The following is a 13304-nucleotide window of genomic DNA, read 5'->3' as shown; positions in this document are numbered from 1 at the left end:
TCCATGACCCTGTTCCAACCGACGCCGACCACGAAGCCCCTCTACTCGCGCCATGCCCAGGGGCTCGGCACCTTCAGCCTGCGCCCGCTGCACCTGCCCGAGGACCTGGCGCTGATCCACGAGTGGGTCACCGCGCCGCGGGCCCACTTCTGGGGCATGCAGGGCCACTCGCTCGAGCGCGTGCAGGCCTTCTATCGCGAGCTTCAGGAGAGCGAGCACGCCCAGGGCTACTTGGGGCTGTTCGACGGCCGGCCGGCCTTCCTGGTCGAGTGCTACGACCCGCGCCACGACCCCATCGGCCACCACTATGACGTCGCCGAGGGCGACCGCGGCATGCACTTCCTGGTGGCCCCGGCCGAGACGCCGCTGCCCGGCTTCAGCACCCAGGTGATCACCGCCATCCTGGCCTTTATGTTCGAAGACGTGGGCACCCAAAGGGTGGTCGTGGAACCGGACGTCACTAACCGCCAGATTCATCCCCTCAACCGCCGGGTCGGCTTCGTCTACGACCGCGAGGTCGAACTCGAGGAGAAGACCGCCCACCTGGCCTTCTGCGATCGTCAGAGCTTCGCCGCGGCGGTGAGCCGGCAGAGTCCACGCCTGGATCCGGCACTCTCCTCCGATCCGGCCCGCGCCGCCGGCCACCTGCGCCCCGAGCTCTGGGCCCGGGCCAACCGCTGGCTGATCCGCAAGGCGATCGCCGAGTTCAGCCACGAGCGGCTGCTGGAACCCGAGGCCGTCAACGCCGACCCGACAGGCGACGACGAGGCCGCCGACTATCGACTGAGCGCCCCCGAGGGCGGTATCGAGTACCGTTTCCGCGCCCGGCGCCGGGCGCTGGACCACTGGGCGATCGAGCTCGACTCGCTGGAGAAGCGCGTCGACGGCGTCCCCGCCGAGCTCGACGCCCAGCAGTTCATCCTCGAGTTCCGCGGCCCGCTCGGCATCGGCGAGGCGATGCTGCCGCTCTATCTGGAGGAAGTGGCGAGCACCCTGTTCGGCGGCGCCTACAAGCTCGACGGCACCCGCCCGGACGCCGAGGGCCTGGTCGACGCCGACTTCCAGACCCTGGAGGCCGCCATGACCGAGGGCCATCCGGTGTTCGTGGCCAACAACGGCCGCATGGGCTTCGACGCCGTGGACTATCACGCCTATGCCCCGGAGGCCGCCGCGCCGATCACCCTGGTGTGGCTCGCCGTGCACCGCGAGGACGCCCACTACAGCGCCATCGAGGGGCTCGACTACGAGGCCCTGCTGCGTGACGAACTCGGCGAGGCGACGCTGGGCGACTTCCACCGCCGCCTCGAGGCCCGGGGGCTCGATCCCGCCGACTACCTGCTGATGCCGGCGCATCCCTGGCAGTGGTTCCACAAGCTGGCCATCACCTTCGCCGGCGAGGTGGCCCGCCACCGCATCGTCTGCCTGGGCTACGGCAGCGACCAGTATCGTGCCCAGCAGTCGATCCGCACCTGGTTCAACACCAGCCAGCCAAGCCGGCGCTACGTGAAGACCGCGCTGTCGATCCTCAACATGGGCTTCATGCGCGGCCTCTCGCCGAGCTACATGCGCGCCACGCCGGCGATCAACGACTGGATCAAGCGCCTGGTCGACGGCGACCCGGAACTGCGTGCCCAGGGCTTCACGGTGCTGCGCGAGGAGGCCGCCATCGGCGTTCGCCGCGACGCCGTCGAGCCGGCCTTCGACACCTACAGCGCCTACAAGAAGATGCTCGCCTGCCTGTGGCGCGAGAGCCCGGTGCACTACCAGCAGAACGGCCAGCGGCTGATGACCATGGCCGCCCTGCTCCACGTCGACGGCGACGAGCGGGCGCTGCTGCCGCGGCTGATCGCACGCTCGGGCCTCGCCACCGAGGACTGGCTGTCGCGCTACCTGCGGGCCTACTTCCGCCCGCTGCTGCACTGCTTCTTCGCCTACGACCTGGTGTTCATGCCCCACGGCGAGAACCTGATCCTGCAGCTCGAGGACGGCGTGCCGGTACGCGCGATCATGAAGGACATCGCCGAGGAGATCGGCATCATGAACGTCGAGGCCGAGCTGCCCGAGGCCATCGCCCGCATCGCCGTGGACGTGCCGGAGCCGCTCAAGGTGCTGTCGATCTTCACCGACGTCTTCGACTGCTTCCTGCGCTTCATGTCGTCGATCCTCGTCGAACAGGGCGACATCACCGAGTCGCGCTTCTGGGCGCTGGTGGCCGACTGCGTGATCGACTACCAGCGGGACCATCCCGAGTTCGCCGACAAGTTCGCCCGTCACGACCTGTTCGCCCCGGAGTTCACCCGCTCCTGCCTGAACCGGCTTCAGCTCAACAACCACCAGCAGATGATCGACCTCGCCGATCCGGCCAAGAACCTGCAGTTCGCCGGTACCCTCGACAACCCGATCGCCGCCTACCGCCCCGCCGCCGCGGCGCGTGAGGAAGATCGTGAGGGAAATCGAGAGAGAGCCCGTGAGGAGACCGAGGCCACACCGAGCTGATCGCTCGGTATCGCCGCGCATCATGCTCGGCCTGACGTCAGCGAGCACACGCTTCGCCCAGGACCTCGTTCCTGGGCGATTATATTTGATAATAATAATCATTATTGAATAGAATCGCCGTTCCGGCACAACGTACGGAGCGTTCCACGAATGGATTCCCCGACCCTCGACACCCTGTTCCGCGCCCACGCCCGGGACATCACCGCCTTTCTCAGACACCAGCTGCCCTGCCCCGACCTGGCCGACGATCTGTGTCAGGAGGTGTTCCTGCGCCTCGGCCGGCAGCGACTCGACGCCAACGCGTCCGACACGCGACTGGAACAGCCCCGTGCCTACCTGTTCCGCATCGCCCGCAACCTGCTCATCGACCATCATCGCCGCCGCCAGGCACGCCCCGGCGACCGGCCGACGGAGGACGATGACATCGCGTGTCTGGCCTGCCCCCATGCCGCCCGCTATTCGGACCCCGAGGCCGCCGCCGAGCGCCGGCTGTGCCGTCGCGGCCTCGAGCGCGCCATGGCGGGCCTGCCACCGCACCTGCGCCAGGCACTGGTCTGGCATCGACTGGAAGGGCTTTCCCAGGCCGAGATCGGCCGTCGCCTCGGCGTCTCGGAGCGCATGGCAGGGCGCTACGTCAGGCAGGCCATCTCGCACTGTCGCGACCGGCTGACCGCGCCGGCGATCTGACAGCGCGCCACTTTGATAACGATTCCCATTTGATCTACCATGCCCGAACGCTTCTTCCGGTGAATGCGCCATGACCCTCGCGCTGTCGCAGCTTTATCTCGGCCCCCTCGACTTCCTGACGCCACCGCGCGTCGAGGCCACTCCCGGCGCGGACACCCTCCCCGCACATCGTCTTCTCGACCCAGCCAGGCTGGAGGCGCTGTTCACGCGTTTCGGCGCCCAGTACGGTCACGGCGACCGCCGGGCGGTGGCCTCGCTGTGGTCCAAGTGGCACTTCGCCGGCCTGGCCGCCCACGGCCTGGCGGCCAACCTGCTGCTGGAACGCGACCTGCCCCTGGGGATCGACACGCTGCATGTGATCCAGACGGACGAGGGACAGACCGCCGGCTTCAGCCTGCGCCATGCCGGCCGCCCGCTCGGTGATCTCGACGGGCTGTCGCGCTTCGCCACCCTGGTCGACGACCACCTGGCGCCGCTGATCGAGGCGCTGGCCTCGATCAGCGGCGCCTCGCCCAAGGTGTTCTGGAGCAATGCCGGCAACTACATCGAACACTTCACCAACGCCCTCGCCGACCATCCCATGGCCTCCGCGGGGACGGTCGATCCCGCCCGAGCCCTGATCACGAGCCGCCACCTGCCCGATGGGCGCCGCAACCCGCTCTACCAGCCGGTGCGCTATGTCGAGCCCGCCACCCCTGAAGCCCCGAGCCGCGTCCGGCGACAGTGCTGCATCCGCTACCTGATCGACGAGCTCGGCTACTGCGCCAACTGCCCGCTGGAATGCCGGCGCCAGGGCAAGGCTTCCAAGGCGGAGAAGGCCGCGACACTCGAACGGGCGGCTTCGTGAGCACGGCGGCCGGCGTGCGCCAGCACTCCGCCCGCGACCTGCAGGCCTACGGGCGGCGCTACGGCATCGACTACCGGGTGCCGGCGCTCGCCTCCCGCGAGGAAGAACCGGTGGTGCGCGGCGAGGTACGCGAGCTGTCGCTGGGCCAGGGCATGGAGCTGGTGGCCTCCGACGTGGAGGTGCTGCACCGCTACGACTCTCACTCCCATGCGCCCTCACCGCTGTCGATCGTGGTGATGCTGGAAGGCTGCGCCGACGTCAGCCTCGAGGGACGCACCCTGACGCTGACCCCGGGCATGGCGCTGAGCCTACGCCTCGATGCGCGCCACGGCCTGCGGGCCACCCAGCCCGCCGGCCAGCGCCTGCGTGCGCTGACATTGAGCCTCAGCGAGACACGGCTGGCCGAACTGGGCCCGGCGCAGCCCGGCCACGACGGCTCGCGGATGCACGCCTGGCGACCGCCGATCTCGCTGCTGCAGGGGCTCGAGCAGGCGCTCACCACGCCACTGCCCGCCCCGGCCCAGCGGCTGCTGTTCGAGGGCCTGGGGCTGCAGCTGGTGGCCTTCGGCCTGCCACAGGACACGCTCGATGACGCGAACGCATCACGCCTGCCGCCACGGGAACAGCGGCGCCTCGAACGGGTACGCGCCGCCCTGGAAGACGATCCCGCGGCGGAGCACAGCCTGAGCGCCCTGGCCGAGCTCGCCGCCATGAGCCCCGCCAGCCTGCGCCGCAAGTTCCGCGCGGCCTTCGGCATGAGCGTCTTCGACTACCTGCGCGACTGCCGTCTGGGTCTCGCCCACGACTACCTGAGCCGCGGCTTCAGCGTGCAGCAGGCCGCCCATTTCTGCGGCTACCGCCACGCCACCAACTTCGCCACCGCCTTCCGCCGTCGCTACGGCGTCCCGCCGAGTTCCCTGACGAACGCCACCTGAGCACTGCGCATAGATGAGTGAGCGCGGCGCATACCTCAGCCGGCGACACAAAAAGCAATAATTCTCATTAATCAATGAGTCAAATCATCGTCACAGGAACTTCTGCATGCCGACCCCACGTCCCTTGGCACTGGCCATCGCCCTCGCCGCCGCCGGCGTCGCTCTCTCCGCCCAGGCCCAGAACGCGTCTCAGAGCCCCGAGAGCCTCTCCACCCTGACCGTCACCGGTCAGGCGGCCACCAAGACGGAGACACCGATCAACGAGACCCCTCAGGCAATCTCGGTGATCGAGCGGGAAGAATGGGAGGAACGGGGCGCCGGAACGGTACAGCGAGCCCTGAACTACACGCCGGGGGTCTACGCCAACCAGGTCGGCGCCTCCAACCGCTACGACTACATCGTGCTGCGAGGCTTCTCCGACGGCAGCCTGAGCAACACCTTCCTCGACGGCCTCAAGCTGATGGGAGACGCCAACTCCTACAGCTCGCTGGTCATCGACCCGCACTTCCTCGAGAGCATCGAAGTGGTCAAGGGGCCGGCCTCGGTGCTCTACGGCCGCGCCTCCCCCGGCGGTCTGGTGTCGATGACCAGCAAGCGCCCGGAGTTCGAGCGCTCGGGCCAGATCCAGCTCGGTGTCGGCAACAACGCCCAGCGCAGCGCCGCCTTCGACCTCACCGGCCCGCTGGACGACGAGCGCCGGGTCGCCTATCGCGTCACCGGCCTGGCCGAGAGCGCCGATACCCAGTTCGACCACGTGGAAGAGGAGCGCTATGCCATCGCGCCCCAGCTGACCTGGGACATCACCGACGACACCAGCCTGACCCTGCATGCCTACCTGCAGAAGGATCCGGAGGGCGGCTATCACTCCGGGGTACCCTATGAAGGCTCGGTGGACAGCCGCAATGGCCGCCACATCGACAACACCTTCTTCGATGGCGAGGAAGACTACGACACGTTCGAGCGCACCCAGCGCCTGTTCGGCTACGACCTGGAACACCGCTTCAACGATGCCTGGACGGGCCGCCAGAAGCTGCTCTACCTCAATACCGACGTGACCCTCGATCAGGTCTACGGCTTCGGCTGGGCCAACGACACCGAGCTCAACCGCTACTACTCCGGCGGCGAGGAGTCCATGGAAGCCTGGACCTTCGACAACCAGCTCGAGGCACAGCTGAGCAGCGGTGCCGTGGACCACACCCTGCTGGTCGGCGCCGACTACCAGCAGCGCGAGAACGATATCAGCTGGCCGTCCGGCGCCTTCCCGACCCTCGATGCCTTTCATCCCGAATACGGTGCCGAACCCACAGCGATGTACGCTGCCACCGAGGAACAGCACGACCTTCGCCAGACCGGCGTCTACGTCCAGGACCAGATGGCCCTCGGCAACTGGCGCCTCGCCCTCGGCGGCCGCTACGACTGGGTCGACATCGAGAACGAGAGCGAGACCGCCGGTACGACCAGCGAGCTGAACGATACCCAGTTCAGCGGCCGCGCCGGCCTGCTGTACCTGTTCGACAACGGCGTGTCACCCTACGTCAGCTATTCCACGGCCTTCACGCCGACCAGCTTCGTCGACGCCAGCGGCGACCTGCTCGAGCCGATGGAAGGCGAACAGCTCGAGGCCGGCCTGAAGTACCAGCCCAACGGCACCCGGGACCAGTACAGCCTGGCGCTGTTCCATATCGAGCAGGAAAACGTCGCCACCAAGGAGCAGCCCACCGATCCGTATCGCGCCATCGGCGAGATCGAATCCCAGGGCGTCGAGCTCGAGGCACGCACCCAGCTGACCGACAGCCTGCGCCTGCAGGCCGGCTACAGCTTCACCGATATCACCTACGCCAAGAGCGATGTCGAAGGTGAAGAAGGCAATCGCGCCATCTATGCACCACGCCACATCGCTTCCGTGTGGGGCTCCTACGCGGTCCAGGACGGCGCCCTCGAGGGCCTCGGCGCCGGCCTCGGCGTGCGCTACCACGCCGACATCCAGGCCGACCGCGCCAACACCGAGCAGGTGCCGGACTACACCCTGGTCGACGCCGCCCTCAGCTACGACCTCGGCCAGCTCGGCCTGGACGGCGTCAACGCCCGCCTCAACGTCAACAACCTGCTCGACAAGGACTACGTGGCCTCCTGCAACTCCCTGCAGTACTGCTACTTCGGCGCCGAACGCAGCGTGAAGGCGACCGTCAGCTACGACTTCTGATCCGCCACGACCATCGGCAAGACGACACCGGCGGCCCGAGGGCCGCCGGTGTTCTTGTTTCCTGCCTCGCCATTGCCCGGGCCACCCAGACGCAAAGGGCCCATCCCGTCAGCGGGATGGGCCCTGTTCGCTCAGCTCGGTCGTCGACCGATTCAGTAACGCCAGGTCAGGTTGGCCATCACGTGGCGCGACGCGCCGTAGTAGCCCTGATCCCACTTCAGGCTGGTCAGGTACTTCTCGTCGGTGACGTTATTGACGTTCAGCGAGCCGGTCAGGCTATCGCTGAAGTCGTAGCTCGCCATCAGGTCGACCAGCGCATAGGCCTCCTGACGGGTCCTGCCATCGGCGTTGTCGCGTTCGCGCTCGATATCGTCCTGCCAGCGCAGCCGGGCGCCGACCTTCAGGGATTCCAGGGACGCCGGCCGATAGCTGGTGGCGACCTTCACCATGTTGCGCGGAATATAGGTATTGGTGGCCTCGCCGTCGGCGTCCTCGATCTCCAGGTAGGTGTAGCCGGCGCTGGCCTGCCAGCCCGGCGCGAGCTCGCCGGCCAGGGTGACCTCCACGCCCTCGCTGGTGATGCCATCGGCCGCCCGATAGACATCCCGCCCGTTCACCTGGCCGTCAGGCTGGGCGACATTGTCCTGTTCGGTGCGGAACACGGCGAGTGACGCATCGGCCCCCCCGTCGAAGACATCCGCCTTGAGCCCCAGCTCGTAGCTGCTGCCCTCGATGGGGTCGAGATATTGTCCACCGCGGTCCATCTCGGTCTGGGGATTGAAGATCTCGGTATAGCTGGCATACAGCGAGGCCTGATCGGTGAGGTCATAGATCAGGCCGGCATAGGGCGTCAGCTCGTTGTCGAGGGTGGTGTCCTGAGAGCTGCCGTACTGCTCGCCCACGGTATCCAGCCAGCTCATCCGCGCGCCCACCACGGCGGTCCAGCGATCGGCCAGGTCCAGCTTGCCGGCACCGTAGAGGCTGCGCTCCTTGATGGTGGCATCGTTGGCGAAGTCGGGATCGCCGAACTCGGGCTCCGGATAGTCGCCGTCCCACTCGTCCAGGGGCGGCAGGTCCTCGGACGCGGCCGCGTAGAGCGAGCTCTGCTGGTTCCGGCTCTGACTCCAGTCCGATCCCAGCACCAGCTGATGGGTGCGCCCGAACGCCTCGACATCACCCTTGGCATGCACGTCCGCCACCCACTGCTCCAGGTGCCGATCGTACTTGCTCAGAGTGAAGCTGTTGGGAATCCGCCCCGTGTCGGCATCCGGCACGCTGCCGATGTAGAACAGCTCGGTGTCGGAGACCATGTCCAGATGGGTCACCGTGCCCTTGAGCGACCAGTCGTCGGAGAGCCGCTGGGTCAGCTCGACGAAGCTGCGCTGGGTCTCGCCGTTCCAGTAGGACCAGTCGGGCGCCGACGAGGTCGAGCGATCATAGTCGGTGGGGTTGCCGGCCGAGTCGTAGAGCGGCAGCGCCCCCCACATGTTGCTGTCGGTATCGTTGCGCTGCCAGGTATGCCCCAGCGCCAGCTGGGTGCTGTCGGTGAGGTCGGCTTCCAGCACGCCATAGAGCACGCCGCGCTCTCGATGCAGTCGATCCAGGTAGGCGTCGGCATCCAGCCCCGCGGCCACCAGGCGGCCACGCACCCGGCCCTCGTCGTCCAGGGGCCCGGAGACGTCCACCGCCAGGCGACGATGCTCGTGGCTGCCCAGCGTGCCGCTGACGGAGGCCTGCGGCGTCGCGGTGGGCCGCTTGCGGACGAAGTTGACGGTGGCCGCCGGGTTGCCGGAGCCGGACATCAGGCCGGTGGCACCGCGCACCACCTCGACCCGGTCATAGACGGCGGTATCGATGTCACCATGCACGTTGTTGTAGGGCATGGGCAGGCGCAGGCCATCGACCTGCAGGTTGGAAATCTCGAAACCGCGGGACGAATAGTACGTGCGGTCCGTCTCGACTCGCTCCACCGTGACGCCCGGCGCACTCTCCAGGGCATCATTGATGGTGTCGAGGTTGAAGTCCTCGAGCTGGGCACGGGTGACCACCGAGACGGATTGCGGCGTCTCGCGGGGCGTCAGGTCGAGCTTGGTCGCCGTACTGGTGCGGGAAACGCGGTAGTCGTCGCTGCCCTCGGTCACCAGCGACAGCGCCTCGGCCTCGACGGTCACCGTCTCGAGGGCCTCTGCGGACTCGGCCTCGTCGGCCAGCAGCGCGGGGGAGATCAGCGCCAGTGAACCGGCGGTGGCCAGACCGAGAGCACGGCGCACGGCACGGGTCACCGGGTGGAGTCCGATCGGGCGGGATGCAGGATGGGACATGGAGTGAACAAGCCTCTGGGTTATTGTGTTGTGCGGGAATGCGCATGGTAATGACTCGCATTATTTGTGGCAATGATAACGACTCTCATTTGATTAGCCGTGTAAGCATTCCCGCACCCGCCCAGGAATGCCGGTCGGCTCGCGATATCCGGAAACGACGCCGGCGCCCAGAGGGCGCCGGCAGGATCAAGGGTAAGGAAAGAAGGCGGTGACTCAGGCCAGTCGCATGTCGGCCGGCTCGAGCTCGCCGGTCTGCACCCGCCACTGGGCGGCGTAGCGCCCGGCGCGGGCCAGCAGCTCGGCGTGGGTGCCGCGCTCGGCCACCCGGCCCGCCTCGATCACCGCGATCTCGTCGGCGTGGACGATGGTCGACAGCCGGTGGGCGATCATGATCACCGTGCGGCCGTGGCCGATGCGGCGCAGCGAGCGCTGGATGGCCGCTTCGGTCTCGTTGTCCACCGCGCTGGTGGCCTCGTCGAGCACCAGGATCGGCGGGTCCTTGAGCAGCGCCCGGGCCAGTGACAGCCGCTGGCGCTGGCCGCCGGAGAGGCGCACGCCGCGCTCGCCCACTGCGGTGTCGAGCCCCTCGGGCAGCGCCCGGATGAAGTCCCAGGCCTCGGCGGTGCGCGCCGCCTCGACGATCTCGGCGTCATCGGCATCGGGCTTGCCGTAGGCGATGTTGTCGCGGATCGAGCCCTCGAACAGGTAGACGTCCTGGCTGACCAGGCCGATCGAGCGGCGCAGCGAGGCCAGCGCCACCTCGTCGAGCGGCTGGCCATCGACGCACACCCGCCCGGCGGCCGGCTCGACGAAGCGCAGCAGCAGCTTGATCAGCGTCGACTTGCCGGAGCCGGTGGCGCCCACCAGCGCCAGGGTGTGGCCCGCCGGCACCGAGAGATCGATGCCCTCGACCCCGGCGCTGGACTCGCCGTAGCGGAAGGACACGCCCTCGAAGCGCACCTCGCCGCGCACCGGCTCTGCCAGGGGCTGGCCGGCGTCGTCGCGCACCCGGATCGGCGTGGCCAGCAGGTCGAGGATGCGTCGGGTGCTGGCCATGGCGCGCTCGAACAGGTCGATCACCTGGGCCAGGCCGGTCAGGGGCCACAGCAGCCGCTGGGTGAGGAACACCAGCACCCCGTAGGCGCCGACGTTGAGCTCGCCGTTCAGCGCCATCATGCCGCCCACCGTGAAGGTGGCCAGGAAGCCGGTGAGGATCGCCATGCGGATCACCGGGATGAACGCCGAGCTGATGCGGATCGCGCGACGGTTGGCCTGCACGTAGGCCTCGCTGGCGGCCTTGAGGCGCTCGGCCTCGCGCGCCTCGGCGGTGAAGCTCTTGATGGTGGCGATGCCCGCCAGGTTGTTGGCCAGTCGGCTGGAGAGCTCGCCGACCCGCTCGCGCACCTCGGCGTACAGCGGCCCGGCCTTGCGCTGGAAGTAGAAGGCGCCCCACACGATCAGCGGGATCGGCGTGAAGGCCAGCAGCGCGATCAAGGGCGACAGCACGAAGAACACCGCGCCCACCGCCACCACGGTGACGCCGACCTGGATCATCGAATTGGCGCCGCCGTCGAGGAAGCGCTCGAGCTGGTTGACGTCGTCGTTCATGGTCGCCACCAGCTGCCCGGAGCTCGTCGACTCGAAGAAGCCCATGTCCAGGCGCTGGACGTGCTCGTAGGCGTCCTGGCGCAGCTCGGCCTGGAGCCGCTGGGCCAGGTTGCGCCACAGGATCTGGTAGAGATACTCGAACAGCGATTCGCCGGCCCAGATGAAGAAGGTCAGCACCCCGAGGATCAGGATCTGCTCGCGGGCGGTGGTGAAGCCCAGCCCGGCGACGAAGCTGTCCTCCTGGTTGACCACCACGTCGATGGCCACCCCGATCAGGATCTCCGGGGCGATATCGAACAGCTTGTTGATGACCGAGCAGACGGTGGCGGCGACGATCCGACGCCGGTGTCCGCGGGCATAGCGAAGCAGGCGGCCCAGCGCCTCGAAGCTTCTCATATTCGACATGGGGACTCTCTCTGTGGCGGCTGTCCGGTGAACGACACGAGACCGCCGGGCCCTGGGAGGCCCGGCGGTCTGGACGAGACGGCTACCATACCCCGTCGTCGCGGGACTGTCCTCCCGGCAGGGCCCGGGAGGACAAGATGGCGGAAGGATCGCCGCTCAGCCGATGGCGGCGAGATAGCGCCGCTCGACCTCGCTCCAGTCGACCACCTCGTAGAAGGCGGCGATGTACTCGGGGCGCTTGTTCCAGAATTTCAGATAGTAGGCGTGCTCCCACACATCCAGGCCCAGCAACGGCGTGTTGCCGTGCATCAGCGGGCTGTCCTGATTGGCGGTGCTCTCCACCACCAGCGCGCCCTTCGGGGTCACGCTGAGCCAGGCCCAGCCGCTGCCGAAGCGGGAGACGGCGGCCTGGGTGAAGGCCTGCTGGAAGGCCTCGACGCCGCCCAGCTCTCGCTCGATGGCCGCCGCCACCCGCCCGGTCGGCGCCCCGCCGCCCTCGGGCGACATCACCCGCCAGAACAGCGAGTGGTTGGCGTGACCGCCGCCGTTGTTGATCACCGCCTGGCGCCTGTCGGCGGGCACCCGGTCGAGATCGGCGACCAGCGCCTCCACCGGCACGTCCTCGAGGCCGGTGCCTTCCAGGGCGGCGTTGAGGTTGTTGACGTAGGTCTGATGATGCCGGGAATGGTGGATCTCCATGGTCAGGGCATCGAGATGCGGTTCGAGGGCATCGTAGGCATAGGGCAGTTCGGGCAACGCATGCGGCATGGCGGCGGCTCCTTTTTCGAGAGGGTCGGTCGAGAGAGTCGTAGAGAGACGTAGAGAGACGAGAGATGAAACGAACGACCAAGCCTCAGACTACGCCTCACAAAACGAAATGAAAACCAATATCAATAAATAGCCAGCTCCATCCCGACGAGATTTGATAACCATTCGTATCGAAGGTAACCTCACGCGGGTGCGCAGCCCTCGCCCATCGTGATGCCCTCGCGCCGCCGACGATCCACGGAGCCCACCATGTTCGACGCCCAGGCCGCGACCTTCGAGGTCAACGGCAAACGCCTGCTGCATCCCACCGATCTTCGCTTCGAGGAAGGCCGGGTCCACGGCCTGATCGGCCATAACGGCTCCGGCAAGTCGACGCTGCTCAAGCTGCTGGCTCAGCAGCAGCCCGCCAGCCAGGGCGTCATCCGCTTCGACGGCCGGCCGCTCGGCGACTGGGGCCACCGCGAGTTCGCCCGCCAGGTGGCCTACCTGCCCCAGCACCTGCCCAGCGCCGAGACCCTGACCTGCCGCGAGCTGATCGCCTTCGGCCGCTACCCCTGGCGCGGCCTGCTGGGGCGCCATACCCGCGAGGATCGTGAGCAGGTCGAGCGCGCCATCGCCCTGACCCACACCGAAGCCTTCGCCGACCGCCTGGTGGACACCCTCTCCGGCGGCGAGCGCCAGCGCGTGTGGCTCGCCATGCTGCTGGCCCAGGGCAGCCGCTTCCTGCTGCTCGACGAACCGCTGGCGGCGCTGGACATCGCCCACCAGGTCGAGGTGCTGGCCCTGACCCGCCGGCTCTCCCAGGAGCTGGGCCTCGGCGTGATCATCGTGCTGCACGACATCAACATGGCCTCGCGCTACTGCGACCGCCTGGTGGCGCTGCACGGCGGCCGGGTGCTGGCCCAGGGCACACCGGCCGAGCTGATGACCGGCGACACCCTGGAAGCGATCTACGGCATTCCCATGCACGTGATGCACCATCCCGTCGGCGAGCACCGGGTCGCCATCGCCCACTGATTCCATCACTCGCTCGT

At 68.0% G+C, this 13304-nt stretch carries 9 protein-coding genes; 6 read left to right on the top strand and 3 right to left on the bottom strand.

The genetic code is table 11. The annotated features are described in order from the left end of the window. Positions 1 to 3: 3 nt before the first annotated feature. The 5 genes from UN84_RS03500 to UN84_RS03480 all read left to right on the top strand — a co-directional run bounded on the left by UN84_RS03500 (position 4) and on the right by UN84_RS03480 (position 7168). Positions 4 to 2496: a GNAT family N-acetyltransferase gene (locus UN84_RS03500; RefSeq protein WP_046079114.1), complete on the top strand. Its 2493-nt coding sequence runs from the start codon at positions 4 to 6 to the stop codon at positions 2494 to 2496. A 150-nt stretch (positions 2497 to 2646) separates the two neighbouring features. Next, a complete protein-coding gene (locus UN84_RS03495) occupies positions 2647 to 3183 on the top strand; it encodes an RNA polymerase sigma factor (RefSeq protein WP_046079115.1) in 537 nt (178 codons plus the stop codon). Positions 3184 to 3253: 70 nt separating this feature from the next. Next, entirely contained in the window at positions 3254 to 4030 is a 777-nt protein-coding gene (fhuF, locus tag UN84_RS03490) for a siderophore-iron reductase FhuF (protein ID WP_052719343.1), read from the top strand. After that, entirely contained in the window at positions 4027 to 4965 is a 939-nt protein-coding gene (locus UN84_RS03485; RefSeq protein WP_046079116.1) for a helix-turn-helix transcriptional regulator, read from the top strand. Before fhuF ends, UN84_RS03485 begins: the two co-directional genes overlap by 4 nt. A 106-nt stretch (positions 4966 to 5071) precedes the next feature. Further along, on the top strand, positions 5072 to 7168 hold the full coding sequence (locus UN84_RS03480) for a TonB-dependent siderophore receptor (protein WP_046079117.1): 2097 nt from the start codon (positions 5072 to 5074) through the stop codon (positions 7166 to 7168). Between the two features lie 152 nt (positions 7169 to 7320). On the opposite strand, the gene UN84_RS03475 is transcribed toward UN84_RS03480, so the two are convergent. The 3 genes from UN84_RS03475 to UN84_RS03465 all read right to left on the bottom strand — a co-directional run bounded on the left by UN84_RS03475 (position 7321) and on the right by UN84_RS03465 (position 12270). Then, a complete protein-coding gene (locus UN84_RS03475; RefSeq protein WP_237022357.1) occupies positions 7321 to 9438 on the bottom strand; it encodes a TonB-dependent siderophore receptor in 2118 nt (705 codons plus the stop codon). Between the two features lie 264 nt (positions 9439 to 9702). Further along, positions 9703 to 11502, bottom strand: a complete 1800-nt coding sequence (locus UN84_RS03470; RefSeq protein ID WP_046079118.1) for an ABC transporter ATP-binding protein — start codon at positions 11500 to 11502, stop codon at positions 9703 to 9705. 156 nt (positions 11503 to 11658) lie between these two features. Continuing rightward, positions 11659 to 12270 (bottom strand): superoxide dismutase, encoded by a 612-nt coding sequence (locus tag UN84_RS03465; RefSeq protein WP_046079119.1) that lies wholly within the window; start codon positions 12268 to 12270, stop codon positions 11659 to 11661. 249 nt (positions 12271 to 12519) lie between these two features. Here UN84_RS03465 and UN84_RS03460 point away from each other — a divergent pair, with 249 nt between their 5' ends. Then, positions 12520 to 13287: an ATP-binding cassette domain-containing protein gene (locus UN84_RS03460; protein WP_035592868.1), complete on the top strand. Its 768-nt coding sequence runs from the start codon at positions 12520 to 12522 to the stop codon at positions 13285 to 13287. The last annotated feature ends 17 nt before the right edge of the window (positions 13288 to 13304 follow it).

It is taken from the genome of Halomonas sp. HG01, from assembly GCF_000968715.2.
GTDB lineage: Bacteria > Pseudomonadota > Gammaproteobacteria > Pseudomonadales > Halomonadaceae > Halomonas > Halomonas halophila.
The sequence above is the reverse complement of the archived record's forward strand: the minus strand, read 5'-3'. Positions and strand labels throughout refer to the sequence as shown.